Annotated in this window: 12 protein-coding genes and 1 riboswitch; of the genes, 5 read left to right on the top strand and 7 right to left on the bottom strand. The window is 73.7% G+C overall.

What is annotated here, in order from left to right; translation table 11 throughout:
- Window positions 1–29: 29 nt before the first annotated feature.
- Entirely contained in the window at window positions 30–1769 is a 1740-nt protein-coding gene (locus ACGF0D_RS11905; RefSeq protein ID WP_392915094.1) for a TIGR03767 family metallophosphoesterase, read from the top strand.
- Window positions 1770–1932: 163 nt separating this feature from the next.
- Here ACGF0D_RS11905 and ACGF0D_RS11900 read toward each other — a convergent pair whose 3' ends face one another.
- Genes ACGF0D_RS11900 through ACGF0D_RS11890 form a run of 3 tightly spaced genes read right to left on the bottom strand, consistent with a single transcriptional unit; the run spans window position 1933 to window position 5461 of the window.
- Complete coding sequence (locus tag ACGF0D_RS11900) at window positions 1933–3450, bottom strand: precorrin-2 C(20)-methyltransferase (protein WP_392915091.1); 1518 nt, start codon at window positions 3448–3450, stop codon at window positions 1933–1935.
- A complete protein-coding gene (locus tag ACGF0D_RS11895) occupies window positions 3447–4073 on the bottom strand; it encodes a precorrin-8X methylmutase (RefSeq protein WP_380692893.1) in 627 nt (208 codons plus the stop codon). Before ACGF0D_RS11895 ends, ACGF0D_RS11900 begins: the two co-directional genes overlap by 4 nt.
- The gene (locus ACGF0D_RS11890; RefSeq protein ID WP_392915089.1) at window positions 4070–5461 is read right to left on the bottom strand and encodes a hypothetical protein; all 1392 of its coding nucleotides are present in this window, start codon (window positions 5459–5461) and stop codon (window positions 4070–4072) included. The genes ACGF0D_RS11895 and ACGF0D_RS11890 overlap by 4 nt, the downstream gene beginning before the upstream one ends.
- A gap of 261 nt (window positions 5462–5722) precedes the next feature.
- Window positions 5723–5807: riboswitch (cobalamin riboswitch) on the top strand.
- Window positions 5808–5854: 47 nt separating this feature from the next.
- Between ACGF0D_RS11890 and ACGF0D_RS11885 the strand changes: the two genes are divergently transcribed.
- From ACGF0D_RS11885 to lnt, 3 genes are all read left to right on the top strand, one after another.
- Window positions 5855–6031 carry a hypothetical protein gene (locus ACGF0D_RS11885; protein ID WP_392875509.1) on the top strand — a complete coding sequence of 59 codons (177 nt, stop codon included), beginning with the start codon at window positions 5855–5857 and terminating at the stop codon, window positions 6029–6031.
- Complete coding sequence (cobN, locus tag ACGF0D_RS11880; RefSeq protein ID WP_392915086.1) at window positions 6028–9639, top strand: cobaltochelatase subunit CobN; 3612 nt, start codon at window positions 6028–6030, stop codon at window positions 9637–9639. The genes ACGF0D_RS11885 and cobN overlap by 4 nt, the downstream gene beginning before the upstream one ends.
- A gap of 270 nt (window positions 9640–9909) precedes the next feature.
- Window positions 9910–11508, top strand: a complete 1599-nt coding sequence (gene lnt / locus ACGF0D_RS11875; RefSeq protein ID WP_392915084.1) for an apolipoprotein N-acyltransferase — start codon at window positions 9910–9912, stop codon at window positions 11506–11508.
- Here the strand turns inward: lnt and ACGF0D_RS11870 are convergent.
- From ACGF0D_RS11870 to gdhA, 3 genes are all read right to left on the bottom strand, one after another.
- A complete protein-coding gene (locus ACGF0D_RS11870; protein ID WP_392915081.1) occupies window positions 11484–12248 on the bottom strand; it encodes a VOC family protein in 765 nt (254 codons plus the stop codon). The two genes, lnt and ACGF0D_RS11870, sit on opposite strands and share 25 nt — an antisense overlap.
- Before the next feature lie 276 nt (window positions 12249–12524).
- On the bottom strand, window positions 12525–13400 hold the full coding sequence (locus tag ACGF0D_RS11865) for a GyrI-like domain-containing protein (RefSeq protein WP_392915078.1): 876 nt from the start codon (window positions 13398–13400) through the stop codon (window positions 12525–12527).
- Window positions 13401–13545: 145 nt separating this feature from the next.
- Window positions 13546–14937 carry an NADP-specific glutamate dehydrogenase gene (gdhA, locus tag ACGF0D_RS11860; RefSeq protein WP_392915075.1) on the bottom strand — a complete coding sequence of 464 codons (1392 nt, stop codon included), beginning with the start codon at window positions 14935–14937 and terminating at the stop codon, window positions 13546–13548.
- A 293-nt stretch (window positions 14938–15230) separates the two neighbouring features.
- Here gdhA and ribA point away from each other — a divergent pair, with 293 nt between their 5' ends.
- Complete coding sequence (gene ribA, locus ACGF0D_RS11855) at window positions 15231–15869, top strand: GTP cyclohydrolase II (RefSeq protein WP_392875491.1); 639 nt, start codon at window positions 15231–15233, stop codon at window positions 15867–15869.
- Between the two features lie 169 nt (window positions 15870–16038).
- On the opposite strand, the gene ACGF0D_RS11850 is transcribed toward ribA, so the two are convergent.
- On the bottom strand, window positions 16039–18156 hold the full coding sequence (locus ACGF0D_RS11850; RefSeq protein WP_392915072.1) for a putative bifunctional diguanylate cyclase/phosphodiesterase: 2118 nt from the start codon (window positions 18154–18156) through the stop codon (window positions 16039–16041).
- Between the last annotated feature and the right edge of the window lie 14 nt (window positions 18157–18170).

Here is an 18170-nt window from a genome sequence, read left to right as displayed (position 1 = left end):
ATCAGCATGTGGGGGTTTTTGTGGCAGGGATGAATCGGCGTACGTTCCTCACCGGTACGTCGGTGGCTGCCGCCTGGTCGGCCTTGTCGCTGGGCGGCGCGCAGTTCGCCTCGGCCGCGGCGCGCGACCGGGCGCTGGCGACGACGGCCGCGCGGGCGGTCGGGGTCGCCGGGACCACGCTGGAGCAGGTGGCCACGCCGGTCGGCACCGGCGGCTACAAGCGGCTGACGGCCGGGCCCGGCTGGCCGTTGGTGGTGCGCGGCGAGCTGGCGCCGGCGACCACCGGGCGGGACGACCGCCGGACCGGCCTGGCCAGCTTCGTCCAGTTCAGCGACCTGCACCTGGTGGACACCGAGTCCCCGGTGCGCTTCGAGTACCTGGCCAAGTTCAACGGCAGCGCGTACCGGCCGCAGGAGGCCCTGAACGCCCGCGGCGTGTCGGCCCTCGTCGAGCGCGTCAACTCGCTCGCCGGCGGCCCCTACACCGGGATGCCGTTCAGCATGGTGATGGCCACCGGCGACAACACCGACAACCACGAGCTCGCCGAACTCGACTGGTACCTCAAGGTCATGGGCGGCGGCCGGCTCGCCCAGAGCACCGGTGACCTCGGCCGCTACGAGGGTGTCCAGAACTCCGGCAACGCCGCCTACTGGAACCCCGAACTCGCCTACAGCGACGGCTACAAGGCGAAGGGCTTCCCGCAGATACCCGGCTTCCTGTCGGCCGCCGGGCGTCCCTTCGACGCGCCGGGCCTGCGCACGCCCTGGTACACCACGGTCGGCAACCACGACGACAGCATCGAGGGCTCGCTGCCGGACCTCGGGCTGCTGAACGACCTGTACGCCGGCCAGTACAAGCTGGAGGGCTGCGACGACGCCACGGCCGCCCAGCTGATGGACTCGCTGCGCCGCGACCCGGCGGGCGCCGTGCTGCTGCTGGCGAAGCTGATCGCCAGCGGCGACCTGGTGCGCAAGGTCACCCCGGACGAGCGCCGCCGGCCGTTCACGCTCAAGGAGTTCGCCAAGGCCCACCTGAACCCGGCGGTCACCGGCGCCGGCCCCTACGGGCACGGCTTCACCTCGGACATGGCGAACAGCGGCAAGCTCTACTACACCTTCCGCATCTCGGAGAAGGTGGTCGGTATCAGCCTGGACACCACCAACCAGGCCGGGTTCGCCGACGGTTCGCTGGGCACCGCGCAACTGCGCTGGCTGGAGCAGCAGTTGAAGGCGCACAGCGGTCACTGGTACGACGCCGACGGGCGCAAGGTGACGGGCGGGAGCACGGACGAGCTGGTCCTCGTCTTCAGCCACCACACCAGCGGCACGATGGGCAACCTGCTGCCGGACCCGCGCAACATCTTCGAGGGGCGGCACGACGGCAACGAGCTGGTGGCGCTGCTCCAGCGCTACCCGAACGTGGTCGCGTGGGTGAACGGGCACACCCACATGAACAAGATCACGCCGCACGGGCACGCGGTGCCGGAGCGGGCGTTCTGGGAGATCAACACCGCCTCGCACATCGACTACCCGCAGCACGGGCGGATCATCGAGATCGCGGACAACGGGGACGGCACGCTCTCGCTGTTCACCACGCTGATCGAGTCCTCCGCACCGTACGGGACGGACTTCGGCAGCACCTCGGACGCCAACCTCGCCGCGCTCTACCGCGAGCTGTCGTACAACGACCCGAACGGCCGCGCGACGGCGCTGCTGGGCACGGGCACGGACCACAACACCGAGCTGCTGATCACCAAGCCGACCCGGTAGCGGGGAACCGCGGGGCGGAGAGCAGCGGCCGGAGGACGGCGAACGAATGACAGATGACAGCGAACAGATGATGAAATCTGTTCGCTGTCATCTGTCGTCCGTCAGCTGTCAGCTGACGTCCGTCGGCTGACAGCTGTCATCCGTCGCCCACCACCGGCGCCCGCTACTCCTCCGGGTACCGCCGCGGCGTCCAGACGACCTCCACGCCGCCGCCCCGCTCGACCGCCCGGGTCTGCGAGGAGCCGATCAGCAGGATGGTCCGCATGTCGACGAGCGCCGGGTCGAGTTCGCCCAGCCGGACGATCCGCACCCGCTCGGTCGGGCCGCCGACGTCGCGGGCCATCACCACCGGGGTCTCCGGCGCCCGGTACTCCAGCAGGAGGTCCCGGGCGAGGCCGACCTGGGTGGTCCGGGACTTCGAGCCCGGGTTGTACAGCGCGAGCACCAGGTCCGCCTCGGCCGCGGCCCGCAGCCGCTTCGCCACCACGTCCCAGGGCTTGAGCCGGTCCGAGAGCGACACCGTCGCGTAGTCGTGCCCCAGGGGGGCGCCGGCCCGGGAGGCGGCGGCGTGGGCTGCGGTCATCCCCGGAAGCACCCGTACCGGGACGTCCCGGTACGCCTCCTCACAGGCGACCTCCAGGACGGCGGTGGCCATCGCGAACACCCCCGGGTCGCCCGAGGAGACCACCGCGACGCGGTGCCCGCGCCGGGCGAGCTCCAGGGCGAACTCGGCGCGCTCCGACTCCACCTTGTTGTCCGAGCCGTGCCGCCGCTGCCCCGGACGCTCCGGCACCCGGTCCAGGTAGGTGGTGTAGCCGACCAGGTCGGTGGCCTCGGACAGCGCTCCGCGCGCCTCGGCGGTCAGCCAGAGCGGTCCGGCCGGCCCGGTGCCGACCACGGTCACGCTGCCGACGCCGTCCGACAGCCGGACCTCCGGCTCCAGCGGCGCCACCTTGCTCGGCAGCACCGCGACCGAGAAGTACGGCACCGTCTCGTCGTCGACCTCGGCGAGCGGGGCGATCCGCTCGCCCGCCATGAAGGCCCGCTCGACGTACTGCGCGTCCGCCAGCCGTCCCGCCCGCTCCAGGGCGCGGCGGACGGTCGGGAAGGTGCGTCCCAGCTTCATGACCACGGCCGAGTCGGCGGCCGCGATCCGCGCCGTCAGCTCCTCCTCGGGCAGCGTGCCGGGGATGACGGTGAGCGTCTCCTCGGCCTCGGTCAGCGGCTGTCCGAGCCGGGCGGCGGCCGCGCTGATCGAGGTCACGCCCGGCACCACCTCGGTCGGGTAGCGGTGCGCGAGCCGCTTGTGCATGTGCTGGTAGGAACCGTAGAAGAGCGGGTCGCCCTCGGCGAGGACCACCACGTCGCGCCCGGCGTCCAGGTGGGCGGCCAGCCGGGCGGCGGCCTCCTCGTAGAACTCGTCCAGCGCGCCCCGGTAGCCGCCCGGGTGGTCGGTGGTCTCGACGGTGAGCGGGTAGACGAGCTTCTCCTCGATCTGCCCACCCGCCAGGTACCGTTCGGCGATCGACCGCGCGATCGACCGGCCGTGCCGGGCGCTGTGGTAGGCCACCACGTCGGCCTTGCCGATGAGTTCGGCGGCGCGGACGGTCACCAGCGACGGGTCACCCGGGCCGAGCCCGACGCCGTACAGCCGACCCGTGGCGTTCTGAGGCTCCGTCACTCTACTTCGCTCGCAATCGCGTTGATGGCGGCGGCGGCGATAGCGCTGCCGCCGCGCCGGCCGCGGACCACCAGGTGTTCCAGGCCGGACGGGTGCTCGGCCAGGGCCTGCTTGGACTCGGCGGCGCCGATGAAGCCGACCGGGACGCCGATCACCGCGGCAGGCCGGGGGGCGCCCGCCTCGATCATCTCCAGCAGCCGGAACAGTGAGGTCGGCGCGTTGCCGACGGCGACCACCGCGCCCTCCAGTCGGGGCAGCCAAAGCTCCATGGCCGCGGCACTGCGGGTGTTGCCCATCGCCCGGGCGAGTTCGGGCACCGACGGGTCGGTGAGGGTGCAGATCACCTCGTTGTCGGCGGGCAGCCGCTTGCGGGTGACACCGCTCGCGACCATGTTGACGTCGCAGAGGATGGGCGCACCGGCGCGCAGCGCGGCGCGCGCGGAGGCGACCACGCCGGGCGAGTACACCAGGTCCTCGACCAGGTCGACCATCCCGCAGGCGTGGATCATCCGCACCGCGACCTGGGAGACGTCCGCCGGGAGGGCGGCCAGGTCGGCCTCCGCACGGATGGTGGCAAAGGACTGGCGGTAGATGGACGCGCCGTCCTTCTCGTACTCGATCACTTCGTGGTCCTCCTGGCCTCGGCGACCGCCTCGGCCATCTCCTCGTTCGTCACGTCGATGCTCGTCACATCGATGCTCGTCGCGCCGACGCTCGCCGCCCGGGGATCCGTCACGCCGACGCTCGTCGCCGGGGGATCCGCCGCGTCGACGGCGGCGCCGTTCACCGTCACCCGGTAGCCGCGCCCCGTCGCCAGCACGTCCACCCACCGCCCGGCGGGATGGCCGCAGCGCCGCTCACAGCCCGACCAGTGGACGGGCAGTCGGACGGGCGGCCGGGCGGGCACCGCACCGACCGGCCCGACACCGACACCGGCACCGGCACCGGCACCGACACCGGCGTCCAACACCCGGGCCGCGTCGGTACGGACGTCGGCCAGCGACTTGGCGCAGCCCGGCAGTCCGGTGCAGGCGGTGGCCCGCTCCCAGGCCGAGCCTGGCTCGGTGCGGAAGCCGGCCGCGGCGAGCGCGGGCAGCCGGTCGGCCGGTGCGCCGGGCAGGACCGCCCCGCGCCATGGGGTCAGCCGCAGTTCACCGGCCGAGGCGGCGACCAGCGTCCGCCACTGTCCGGCGCTCGCCCGGCCGAAGCGCAGTCCCACCGAGAGCCCGCCGGGCAGCGCGCCGACGGCGGGCGCGGCACCGGCGAAGGCGGGCAGCGGCACCGAGCCGGCCGGCAGCAGTTCGGGGACCTCGCGCAGGTGCCAGGCCTTGCGTCCGTTCGTCCGCAGTGCTGCCAGGAAGGAGCGGGCCGCGTCCAGGACGGCGGCGACCTCCCGCCCGGCCTCGACCGGGTGCCCGTGGTCGTCGCGCCCGAGGCGCAGCACCCGGGTGCCGTCCGGGCCTGCGATCAATGTCACATCGGCGTCGAGCGCGGCGACGTCGCCGTGCCCGTCGTCCAGCGCGAACAGGAACTTGCCGGAGAGCCCGGCCGCCCAGTCGCTCGCGCACAGGCGCGCGTCCAACTCCCTTACCCAGGCCTGCACATCGGCGTTGCCGCGGCTGCCGGGGGTGCTGTCGGCGGCGTCCAGCCCGGCGGTCGGGGAGGCGACGATGTTGCGGACCCGCTCGTGGGTGTCCGAGGGCAGCAGCCCGACGGCGCGCAGCCGGTCGGCGAGCTCGGACGCGCAGTGCGGGGCCAGGCCGCGCAACTGGACGTTGCCGCGCGAGGTGGTCTCCAGCTCACCGTCGCCGAGGGCCTCGGCCGCCTCGGCCAGTGCGAGCGCCTGACGGTCCGTCAGGAGTCCGCCGGGCAGGCGGATCCGGGCGAGGGCGCCGTCGTCGGCCGCATGCAGACGAAGCGCTCCGGGGCAGGCGTCCGCACGCCCCCGGTCGGGCACCTCCCGGTCGGGTCCTGCGGCGCCCGGCGCGGTGGCGTCGGGTGTCGGTGGCATGGCGGCGAGCATACAGATGATCCGATCGCTTGCCTCCGTCCGTCGCATCACACCCGGTCCGCACCCGGCCCCGAGCCCGCCCCCACCCCGGCCCCGTGCCCGCCCTCACCCCGGCCCCGCCGCCGGTCCCGAGGCCCGCCCCGCCACCGGCCTCGCGAACCGGACGTCCGAAAGCTCACTCTCCCCCAGGTCAGCCGTACCCCGTACGATGCTGGCGGACGGTCCCCCGCGGGCCGTCCGAACGCCAGCGACGGCGCAGGGGAGGAAACCGGTGCGAACCCGGTGCGGTCCCGCCACTGTGACCGCGGTTCACCGGTAGACCGGTGGCCGTGGGAGCCAGGAACTCCTGCCGTCCTCCACCGGCCCGGGGCGCGGACCCCGAGGAAGGCAGAAATGTTCCAGCGCTTTCGCATGCCCGCGCCCGCGTCCTCGGCCGCCACCACGGTCGTTCCGGCCGTCTCCGCGGCCGACCAGGCCGCCGCCACGACCACCCCGGTCGACCGCGCGGCCGACCCGGCCCAGATCCCGGCCACCCCGGCCACCGACGAGGCCGGGAGGGCCTTCGCATGATCCTGCTGCTGTCGACGTCCGACACCGACCTGCTCAGTGCCCGTGCCTCCGAGGGGCCGGTCCGCTACCGGCTCGGCAACCCGGCCCGCCTGACCCCCGAGGACCTGCCCGCGCTGCTGGAGGGCACCGACCTCGTCGTCGTCCGCCTGCTCGGCGGACGCCGCGCCTGGCAGGAGGGCCTGGACTCGCTGCTGGCCGGCCCCCGCCCGGTGGTCGTGCTGACGGGCGAACAGGCCCCCGACGCCCAGCTGATGGAGCTGTCCACCGTCCCGGCGGGCATCGCCGCCGAGGCACACGCCTACCTGGCCCACGGCGGCGCGGCCAACCTGGCCGAGCTGGGCGCCTTCCTCTCCGACACCGTGCTGCTGACCGGCCACGGCTTCGCCCCGCCCGCCTCCGCGCCGGCCTGGGGCCCGCTGGAGCGCGAAGCCCGTACGTCCGAGGGCCCGACGGTGGCGGTGCTCTACTACCGGGCCCACCACATGAGCGGCAACACCGCCTTCGTGGAGACCCTCTGCCGGGCCGTCGAGGACCAGGGCGCCCAGGCCCGGGCCTACTACTGTGCCTCGCTGCGCGGCGCCGAGCCCGAGCTGCTGGCCGCACTCGGCGAGGCGGACGCGATCGTCACCACCGTGCTCGCCGCCGGCGGCACCCGCCCGGCCGACGCCCAGGCCGGCGGGGACGAGGAGGCCTGGGACGCGGGCGCGCTGGCCGCGCTCGACCGCCCGATCCTCCAGGCGCTCTGCCTCACCTGGTCGCGGGCCCAGTGGGAGGGCAGCGACGACGGGCTGTCCCCGCTCGACACCGCCACCCAGATCGCGGTGCCGGAGTTCGACGGCCGCCTGATCACCGTCCCGTTCTCCTTCAAGGAGCTGGACGAGGACGGCCTCACCGTCTACGCGGCCGACCCGGAGCGCGCCGCCCGCGTGGCCGGCACCGCCGTCAAGCACGCCCGGCTGCGGCACGTCCCGGCCGCCGAGCGCCGCCTCGCGCTGGTGCTGTCCGCGTACCCGACCAAGCACGCCCGGGTCGGCAACGCCGTCGGCCTGGACACCCCGGCCAGCGCGGTACGGCTGCTGGAGCGGCTGCGCGCGGAGGGCATGGACCTCGGGGACGACCTCCCCTCGTTCGACGACGGCGACGGCGGCCACGAGGGCGACGCGCTGATCCACGCCCTGATCGCGGCCGGCGGCTACGACCAGGACTGGCTCACCGAGGACCAGTTGGCCCGCAACCCGGTGCGCATCCCCGCCGCCGACTACCGCCGCTGGTACGCCACCCTCCCGCAGGGCCTGCGCGACCGGGTCGAGGAGCACTGGGGCCCGGCCCCCGGCGAGCTGTACGTCGACCGCTCGCAGAACCCGGACGGCGACATCGTGCTGGCCGCGATCCGCTCCGGGAACCTGCTCGTGCTGATCCAGCCGCCGCGCGGCTTCGGCGAGAACCCGGTCGCCATCTACCACGACCCCGACCTGCCGCCGAGCCACCACTACCTGGCCGCCTACCGCTGGATCGAGGCCGCCCGGGAGGACGGCGGCTTCGGCGCCCACGCGGTGATCCACCTCGGCAAGCACGGCAACCTGGAGTGGCTGCCCGGCAAGACCGCCGCGCTGTCCGCCGAGTGCGGCCCGGACGCCGTCCTCGGCGACCTGCCGCTGGTCTACCCCTTCCTGGTCAACGACCCGGGCGAGGGCACCCAGGCCAAGCGCCGCGCCCACGCCACGCTCGTCGACCACCTCGTCCCGCCGATGGCCCGCGCCGACTCCTACGGCGACATCGCCCGCCTGGAGCAGCTGCTGGACGAGCACTCCAACATCGCCGCGATGGACCCGGCCAAGCTGCCGGCGATCCGCGCCCAGATCTGGACCCTGATCCAGGCCGCCAGGCTCGACCACGACCTCGGCCTGGACGAGCGCCCCGAGGACGACGGCTTCGACGACTTCCTGCTGCACGTCGACGGCTGGCTCTGCGAGGTCAAGGACGCCCAGATCCGCGACGGTCTGCACGTCCTCGGCCAGGCCCCGGCCGGCACCGACCGGGTCAACATCGTGCTCGCCATCCTGCGCGCCCGGCAGATCTGGGGCGGCGTCAGCGCCCTGCCCGGCCTGCGCGAGGCGCTCGGGCTGGACGAGGCGGCGCCGACCCTGGGCGCCACCGACGCGGCCGAGGCCGAGGCCCGGGCGCTGGTCGAGGCGATGGAGGCGGAGGACTGGGCGCCCGAGGCGGTGGAGAAGGTCGCCGCCGGGCGGCCCGAGGCCGTGCACCGGGTCCTCGAGTTCGCCGCCACCCAGGTGGTGCCCCGCCTGGCCGCCACCACCGACGAGCTGGACGCCGTGCTGCACGCGCTGCAGGGCGGCTTCGTCCCGGCCGGGCCCTCCGGCTCGCCGCTGCGCGGCCTGGTCAACGTGCTGCCGACCGGCCGCAACTTCTACTCCGTCGACCCGAAGGCCGTCCCCAGCAAGCTCGCCTGGGAGACCGGCCAGGCCCTCGCCGCCTCGCTGGTCGAGCGCTACCGCGCGGACAACGACGGCACCTACCCGCCCTCGGTCGGGCTCTCGCTCTGGGGCACCAGCGCGATGCGCACCGCCGGGGACGACATCGCCGAGGCCTTCGCCCTGCTCGGCGTCCGCCCGGTCTGGGACGACGCCTCGCGCCGGGTCACCGGCCTGGAGCCGATCCCGACGGCCGAGCTGGGCCGCCCGCGCATCGACGTCACGCTGCGCATCTCCGGCTTCTTCCGGGACGCCTTCCCGCACGTGGTCGCCCTGCTGGACGACGCGGTGCGCCTGGCAGCCACCCAGGAGGAACCCGACGAGCAGAACTTCGTCCGCGCCCATGTCCAGGCCGACCTCGCGGTGCACGGCGACGAGCGCAAGGCCACCGTCCGCGTCTTCGGCTCCCGCCCGGGCACGTACGGCGCGGGCCTGCTCCAGCTGATCGACAGCCGGGACTGGCGCACCGACGCCGACCTGGCCGAGGTGTACACCGTCTGGGGCGGCTACGCGTACGGCCGCGGGCTGGACGGGCGCCCGGCGCGCGAGGAGATGGAGACCGCGTACAAGCGGATCACCGTCGCCGCGAAGAACACCGACACCCGCGAGCACGACATCGCCGACTCGGACGACTACTTCCAGTACCACGGCGGCATGGTGGCCACCGTGCGCGCCCTCACCGGCAAGGCGCCGACCGCCTACATCGGCGACTCGACCCGCCCGGAGACGGTCCGCACCCGCACCCTGACCGAGGAGGCCGCCCGGGTGTTCCGCGCGCGGGTGGTCAACCCGCGCTGGATCGAGGCGATGCGCCGCCACGGCTACAAGGGCGCCTTCGAGATGGCCGCGACGGTGGACTACCTGTTCGGCTACGACGCCACCACGGGCGTGGTCGCGGACTGGATGTACGAGAAGCTGACCCAGGAGTACGTCCTCGACCCGGTCAACCGGGAGTTCCTGGCAGGCGCCAACCCGTGGGCGCTGCACGGGATCAGCGAGCGGCTGCTGGAGGCGGCGAGCCGCGGGCTGTGGGAGCAGCCGGACCCGGAGCTGATCCAGCAGCTGCAGGCCGCGTTCCTGGAGACCGAGGGGGACCTGGAGGGCGGCGAGGGCTGAGGCCGCCCGCACGCACGCACGCCCCGCACGCACGCATGCACGCGCGGGCGGGGCGGGGCCGGGGCTCTCGGCTCCCGGCCCCGCCCCGGGGTCGCCGGCCTGTCCCGGGTGCGCCGGCCGACGCGGCGGTGCGCCGGCGGACCGGCTCATCAGTTCGATCGCGTCCATTGGTACGACTGAGGCCACTGGTTCCGGACGTCATGTTTCCGTCACCCGTTCGGCTGATCAACGTACTGGTGGTGTACGCCCTTCCAGCGGACAATACGGGTCATGCCGCGTCGCTCCGCTCCCGCCAGCCCGACCCTGAGCACGCCTGCCGCCGAGGAACGGGAGCCCCACGCGCCGCACCGGTACCGCGCGCGGATCGGTGCGCTGGCGGCCGGAGCGGTACCGGTGCTCGCCTTCCCCGCGCCCGGGCAGGCCTGGCTGGCGTGGGTCGCGCTCGTCCCCGGACTGCTGCTGATGCAGCGGGCGCCGTCGGGCCGGGAGGCGGCGGTACGCGGCTGGTGGTTCGGCTCGGGGTTCATCCTGACCGCGATGTACTGGCTGGTCCCGTCCATCGGGCCGGGACTGCCCGTGCTCGCGGTGCTGTTCGGGGCGCTCCAGAGCGCCGTCGGATACGCCGTGCACCGGCTGCTGCACCCGCGGCTGACCGCCCGTCGGGCGGCGCTGGCGCTGCTGGTCGTGCCGGCGGTCTGGGTGACCACCGAGTACGCGCGGTCCTGGCCCGCGCTCGGCGGGCCGTGGGCGCTGCTCGGCGCCACCCAGTGGCAGCACCCGGCGATCCTCGGGCTGGCCTCGGCCGGCGGGATCTGGCTGGTCAGCGCGGCGGTGGTGGCGGTGAACACCGGGGTGCTGATCGCGCTGACCGCGGTGCACCGGCGGCCGCGGGCCCTCGCCGCCGGGTCCGTGGTGCTGGTGCTGGCGTGCGGCCCGCTGCTGTTCGCGCTGCGTGCGGCGCCAGCCGGCGACGGGGCGGTGACCGTGGCGCTGGTCCAGCCCGGCATCGTGGAGGACCCGCAGGCCCGGTTCGAGGCGAGCGCGCGGATCACCGCCGGACTGGTCGGCCGGCCGGTGGACCTGGTCGTGTGGGGCGAGAGCAGCACCGTCGCCGACCTGGACCGCGACCCGGCCGCGCTGGACGCGCTGCGCCGACTCGCCGCGGCCACCGGCGCCGAGGTCGTCGCCGGGGAGGACGCCCGCAAGGCCGACGGGCCGATCTCCAAGGACGCGGTGCTGGTCTCCCCCACCGGCGTGGTGGACCGCTACCGCAAGATCCGGCTGGTGCCGTTCGGCGAGTACATCCCGCTGCGGCCGATGCTCGGCTGGATCGCCGGGGTCAGCCGGGCCGCGGGCGAGAACCGGGCACCCGGCACGTCCTTCCACCTCCTGGCCGCCACCGACCGGGCGGGTGCGCCGCTGCCCGTCGGGGCGCTGATCTGCTTCGAGTCGGCCTTCCCCGACATGGCCCGCACCGCCGCCCGGGACGGCGCCCGGGTGCTGGTCTACCAGTCCTCGACCTCGACCTTCCAGCACACCTGGGCGCCCGAGCAGCACGTCTCGCTGGCGGCGATCCGGGCCGCCGAGACCGGCCGGCCGGCCGTGCAGGCCTCGCTGACCGGGGTCTCGGCCGCCTTCGACGCCCAGGGCCGGGAGCTCGCCCGGCTCGGCACCGACGGCACCGGGGCGCTGACCGTCCGGCTGCCGCTCACCGCGCCCGGGACGCTGACCTGGTACGACCGGGTCGGCGACGTGGTGCCGCTGGGCTCGCTGGCCGTCACGACGGGGGCGGCCGGGGTGGCGGCGGCCGGGTGGCGTCGCTCGCGCGCCCTGCGGCGTGCCGGTCAGCCCTCGGCGCCGGCGGTGTAGACGCCGAACGCGGCGCCCTGGGGGTCGCGCAGCACGGCGATCCGCCGGCCGCCAGGCGTGCCGGTGGCGGGCATCAGCACGTCCCCGCCGAGCGCCGCCGCCCGGCTGACGGTGTCGTCGACGTCGACGGCCGCGAAGTACGGCAGCCAGTGCGGGGCCACCTGCGGCGGGAAGCGGTCGTCCATCGTCAGCATGCCGCCGAAGTCCCGGCCGTCCAGCCGCCACTGGGGGTAGCTCTCGGACGGGGCGACGTCCCAGCCGAAGACCGCGGGGTAGAAGGCGAGCGAGCCGGACGGGTCGCGGGTGAGCAGTTCCGCCCAGCCGAGCGAACCGGGCTCGTTGAACACGCCGGCGCCCTTGAAGGAGCGGCCCTGCCAGAGGATGAACACCGCGCCGGACGGGTCGGCGGCCACCGAGAAGCGGCCGAAGTCGAACGCGTCGGTGGGGTCCTTCAGGATCCGGCCGCCGGACTCCTTGATCCTCGCGGCGGTCGCGTCGGCGTCGGCGACCGCGATGCAGACCGTCCAGGCGATCGGCTGCTGCGGGGCGTAGCGCGGGGTGATGGCGGCGACCGGGGCGCCCCCGACCAGCATCTGGGTGTAGTCGCCGTCCCCTGGGCGGGCGCTGTGGTCCTCCTGCCAGCCGAAGAGCTCGGTGTAGAAGGCCCGTGCGGCGGGCGGGTCTGAGGTGCCCAGCTCCGTCCAGCAGGGGGTGTTGGTGGTCACGGAGGTCTGCTTCATGACGTCATGTCCTCGCAGCTTGGTCGTTGCTCGGGAACCCCCGGGTCTTCGGCGCCTCGGCCCCCGCACCTCCTGCCCCAGCATGCGGGGCAGGGGCGGAGCTTGGCGGGCGGTGGTGGGCCGAACGGGGTGGGCGGGGCGGCGCGGACGGGGCATCCGGGGCGCGGACAGGGGGCGGACGAACAGATGACAGCTGACAGATTTCGAAATCTGTCAGCTGTCATCTGTCATCCGTTTTCGGTTATCCGTTGTCGGTTATCCGTCGGCTGTCACCTGTCAGCCGCGCACGGCCCGCGCCACCGGGATCCACAGCTCCGCCTCGGCGTCGGCCGTCCCCGGGACGAAGCGGGTCCGGAGGATCTCCGGGCCCGGCCGCGCCTCGTACGGGTTGGACGGGAACCACTGGGCGGCCACGTCCCCCCACATCTCCTGCAAGGCCTGCGGGAACGGCCCGGTGTTGGTGAACACCGCCCAGGTGCCCGCCGGTACGTCCAGCACGTCCAGGTCCGCCGGGACGGCGACCCCCTCGCGCGCCACCACCGCGTGCCAGTAGTCGAGTTCGGACCCCTCCTCGCGGTTCGGCGAGAAGTCGTCGCTCACCGAGACGATCCCGGCCGGGTCGTCCCCGGACAGGGCGGCGATCCGTTCGACCGTCTCCTTGCCGAGCCCCTTGATGAACTCGGCGATCCCCGGGTTGATCCCCACGTAGATCAGGGTGACCCGGGCCTTCCGGCCGACGATCCGGAAGTCCGGCCTCTCGACGATCCGGTACTCCATGCTGCTGCTTCCTTCCACGACGAGTCGGAAGGACATCCGGGGCTGGGAGACGAGCACCGCACCGCCGCGCCGGGCCTCGCCCGGCCCGACTCCGTGCATGGCCCGGAACGCCCGGGCGAACGCCTCCCCCGAGGAGTACCCGTACCGGACCGCGATGTCGAGCAACGTCCGTTCGCCGTCCAGCACTTCGGCCCCGGCGACGGTGAGCCGCCGACGCCTGACGTACTCCGACAGCGGCATTCCGGCGAGCATCGAGAACAGCCGCCGGAAGTGGTACTCCGACGTCATCGCGATCCGCGCCAGCTCGGCCACGTCGACCTCGCGGTCCAGGTCCCGTTCGATCCGGTCCATCGCCCGGTTCAGGTGCTCCAGCACGCCGACCCCCGTCCTTCCCTTACTGCGTCCACCGTAGGAAGGACCCACCCTGCCGCACCCGACAATCGGTGCCCGCTCGGGTCGGGTACCGATCGCCGGGCGACGGCCGTCGGCGGCTCGGGGCCGGCGGCCGTGACACGGCGGGTCAGATCAGGCCCTGGGCCAGCATCGCGTCCGCGACCAGCTCGAAGCCGGCGATGTTCGCGCCGACCACGTAGTTGCCCGGGTGGCCGTAGCGCTCAGCGGTGGTGAAGCAGGAGTCGTGGATGTGCTTCATGATCCCGGCCAGCCGCTCCTCGGTGTGCTGGAAGGTCCAGGAGTCCCGCGAGGCGTTCTGCTGCATCTCCAGCGCGCTGGTCGCGACGCCGCCCGCGTTCGCCGCCTTGCCCGGGCCGAAGGCCACCCCGGCCTCCTGGAACACCCGCACCGCCGCCGGGGTGGTGGGCATGTTCGCGCCCTCGGCGACGGCGAGCACCCCGTTGCGCACCAGGGCCAGCGCGTCGGCCTCGGACAGCTCGTTCTGGGTGGCGCAGGGCAGCGCGACGTCGCAGGGCACGCTCCACACGCTCGGACCGTCGACGAACCGGACGTGGCCGCCGCGCAGTCGGGCGTAGTCGGACACCCGGCCCCGCCGGACCTCCTTGACCTCCTTGAGCAGGTCGAGGTCGATGCCCTTCTCGTCCACGACGTAGCCGGAGGAGTCGGAGCAGGTGAGCACGGTCGCGCCGAGCTGCTGCGCCTTCTCGATCGCGTAGACCGCGACGTTGCCGGATCCGGAGACGACCACCCGGCGCCCGTCCAGGCTCTCACCGCGACTGTGCAGCATCTCGGAGGTGAACATGACGCAGCCGTAGCCGGTGGCCTCGGTGCGGACCTGCGCGCCGCCCCAGCCGAGGCCCTTCCCGGTGAGCACGCCGCTCTCGTACCGGTTGGTGATCCGCTTGTACTGACCGAAGAGGTAGCCGATCTCCCTGCCGCCGACGCCGATGTCCCCGGCCGGCACGTCGGTGTACTCGCCGAGGTGACGGTACAGCTCGGTCATGAAGGACTGGCAGAACCGCATGATCTCGGCGTTCGAGCGGCCCTTGGGGTCGAAGTCGGAGCCGCCCTTGCCGCCGCCGATGGGCAGGCCGGTGAGCGCGTTCTTGAAGATCTGCTCGAAGCCGAGGAACTTGACGATGCCGAGGTTCACCGAGGGGTGGAAGCGCAGTCCGCCCTTGTACGGGCCGAGGGCGCTGCTGAACTCCACCCGGAAGCCGCGGTTGACGTGGATGTCGCCGGAGTCGTCCGTCCACGGCACCCGGAACATGAGCTGCCGCTCGGGCTCGCAGATCCGCTCGATGATCCGGGCGTCGAGGAGTTCGGGGCGGTGGGCGAGCACCGGCGCCAGGGTCTCCAGCACCTCGTGGACGGCCTGGTGGAACTCGTCCTCGCCCCGGTTGCGGCGGACCACGTCCGCGTAGAGCGCCTCGATCGCGCGCTGCTCGGCGTCGAAGGAGGAGGAGGAGGAGTTGGGGGTGGCGGGGGTCGTCGGCATCTGGTCAGGACCCTTCCGTGTCGTCGATGGGCATGGCGCGGTTGTCCCGGCGGGCCTGAGGGACGTGCCCAGGAAACGCGGCCAGTCTCGCAGTGTCCACACCGCGGGTCCCGCACCATCCACATGCTGGAAGCCGTGGTGGGGACGGTCGGGACCGACGGGGCGCCGGGCGCCTCCGTGGTCGGGCCCGGCATCATCCGTAGTTGTTCAAATTGGAACTACCTAGTACGGTCGACCTCCGATCCACCCTCGTTCCACCCCCCGATCCACCCCTGATCCACGGAGACCCGCCCATGCCGCAGCCCGGCTCCGCCACGGTGCGCTCGCGCGTGCGCATCCCGCTGACCTTCCCCGACGGCTACCGCGCCGAGGCGGAGGCCTTCACCTTCCACGGCCTCGCCGACGGCGCCGAGCACCTGGCGCTCGCGCTCGGCACGGTCCCCGAGGGCGGGACGCCGCTGGTTCGCCTGCACTCCGAGTGCCTGACCGGCGACGTCTTCGGCTCGGACCGCTGCGACTGCGGTCCGCAGCTGCGCGAGTCGGTGGAGCTGATCAGCGAGGCCGGCGGGTACCTGCTCTACCTGCGGCAGGAGGGCCGGGGCATCGGGCTCTACAACAAGCTGGACGCCTACGCCCTCCAGGACTCCGGCCTGGACACGTACGACGCCAACACCGCGCTCGGTCTGCCCGAGGACGGCCGGGACTACACCGCGGCCGCCCAGATGCTCGGCGCGCTCGGCACCACCGGCGCGACCGGCATCGACCTGTTGAGCAACAACCCGGACAAGGCGGCGCAGCTGGCCGGGCTGGGGATCGCCGTACGGCGCCGGGTGCCGACCGGGGTGCACCTGTCGGCGAGCAACGTCCGCTACCTGCGGGCGAAGGTGGAGCGGACGGGCCACTCGATCGAGCTCTCCCGACTGGTCGGCTGAGCGGGGGCGCGGGGGCGTAACGACGGCCAACGGATGACAGCTGACAGATTTCAAAATCTGTCAGCTGTCATCCGTCATCTGTTGGCCGTCATCTGTCGGCGGTCAGTCGTTCGCCGTTCGCCGCGGAACCCGAGCCGGCCCCGACCGGGGCCCGAGCGCCAGGCCTGCCTCAGCGCTCCTCGACCGGGCGCCCCAACGGCTCCTCCACGATCCGCCGGGCGATCTCGTCCGGCCGCACCGGGCGCCCGAAGTGCCAGCCCTGCGCCCAGTCGCAGCCCAGGGTCCGCAGCCGCTCGGCGTCCCGGTGGGTCTCCACGCCCTCGGCGGTGACGTTCAGTCCGAGCGCGTGCGCCATCGAGACCAGTCCGCTGACGATCCGCCACCCGGTGGACTCGTCCTTCCCCGGTTCGTGCAGGTCGCCGACGAAGGAGCCGGCGATCTTCAGCCCGGAGACCGGCAGGTCGCGCAGGTAGGCGAGGTTGGACCAGCCGGTGCCGAAGTCGTCCACGGCCAGCGACACCCCGAGGTCGACCAGCCCGTGCAGGGTGCGCAGCGCCTCGTCCTCGGGGCCGACCACGGTCGACTCGGTGATCTCCAGCTGCAGCCGGGCCGGGTCCAGTCCGGTGCTGTCGAGGATCCGGCCGAGGTCGGTGACCAGGGCGGCGCTGCGGGCCTGCCGGACCGCCAGGTTGACGTTGAGCTGCGGGGCGGCGTCGCCGTACCGCTTGATCCAGTCCGCGGCCTGGCCGCAGGCCTGCTCCAGCACCCAGCGTCCGAGCGGCATGATCAGCCCGGTCTCCTCGGCGGTGGTGACGAACTCGTCCGGGCCGAGCACGCCGAGCTGGGGGTGGCGCCAGCGCACCAGTGCCTCCACGGCGGCCAGCCGGCCGTCCGCGAGGCGGTAGAGCGGCTGGTAGTCGATGAAGAACTCGCCGCGGTCGAGGGCCGCGGGCATCCGCACCGACACCGCGTAGCGGCTGACCGCCCGGGCGTTCTCCTTGGGGTCGAACAGCGTCCAGCGGCCGCGGCCGGCCTCCTTGGCGCGGTACAGCGTGAGGTCGGCGGCCCGGACGGCGGCGCCGGGGGTGGTGGTGGACACCCGCCGCTCCAGCACGCCGACGCTGGCGCCGACGGCGAGCTTGTGGTCGCCGATCAGCACCGGCCCGGCCAGCGCCTTGAGCACGGTCTTCGCTGCGGCCACCGCCTCCTGCTCGCCCCGGCACTTCTCCAGCAGGACGACGAACTCGTCGCCGCCGAGCCGGGCCACCAGGTGGCCGAGCGGGCTGAGGGCGGCCTTCAGCCGGGCAGCGACGGCGGCCAGCAGCTGGTCGCCCATGTCGTGGCCGAGGCTGTCGTTGACCACCTTGAAGCCGTCGAGGTCGACGTAGCAGAGGCCGAAGCGGGCGCCGGGCTCGGGCTCCTCGAACAGCTTCTCCAGCCGCTCGAAGAAGGCCGCACGGTTGGGCAGGCCGGTCAGCGGGTCGTGGGTGGCCTGGTGGCGCAGCCGTTCCTGGAGCCGGTAGCGGTCGGTGACGTCCTCCAGCATCGCGACCTGGTACTGCGGCGTGCCGTCGTCGTCGCGGATCAGCGAGACGGTCAGGTGGGTCCAGATGATCTCGCCGTCCTGGCGGTAGTACGGCTTGTCGAACTGGAAGTAGTCCCGCTTGCCGCTGATCAGCTCCTCGTACGCCTCCCACACGCCCGGGGTGTCCTCGGGGTGGACGAGGTCGCCGACCCGGCGGCCGATCATGTCCTCCGGGCCGGCGCCGAACAGCTCCTGGAGGGCCTTGTTGACCGCCAGGATGTTGCCGTCCGTGTCGCCGATGCCGATACCGATGGCGGCGCTCTCGAACAGCGCCCGGAACCGCGCCTCGGAGGCGCGCAGCGCCCGCTCGGCCTCCTTGCGGGCGGAGTCGGCGGCGGTGCGGATCGCCTCCTGTTCGGTCAGCGTGCGCTCGCGCAGGGCCCCCGCCCAGCCGGCCGCGAAGGCGCCGGTCAGGGCCGGGCCGCGGTCGTCGGGGACGGGCTGGGCCTGGAGCAGTTCGACCGCCCTGGCCAGCAGCACCGGGTCGGTGAAGTGCGCGCCGACCAGTTCGGCGCCGGCCAGCGCGGCCAGTCGCGGCTCGAACGGGTCGTCCTCCTGGGCGCGGTGCAGCAGCGCGGCGGTGCGCGCGACCAGCCGGCCGAGCAGGCCGGGGTGGACGGCGATGCCGTGGTCGGCGGAGAGCAGCCGGGCCCAGTCCTCGTGGAAGCGCTCCGCGTTGCCGCGCACCGGGGTGGTACTCATCTGCTGAACCTGGT

This window comes from Kitasatospora sp. NPDC048298 (assembly GCF_043201465.1).
Taxonomy (GTDB): domain Bacteria; phylum Actinomycetota; class Actinomycetes; order Streptomycetales; family Streptomycetaceae; genus Kitasatospora.
The sequence above is the reverse complement of the archived record's forward strand: the minus strand, read 5'-3'. Positions and strand labels throughout refer to the sequence as shown.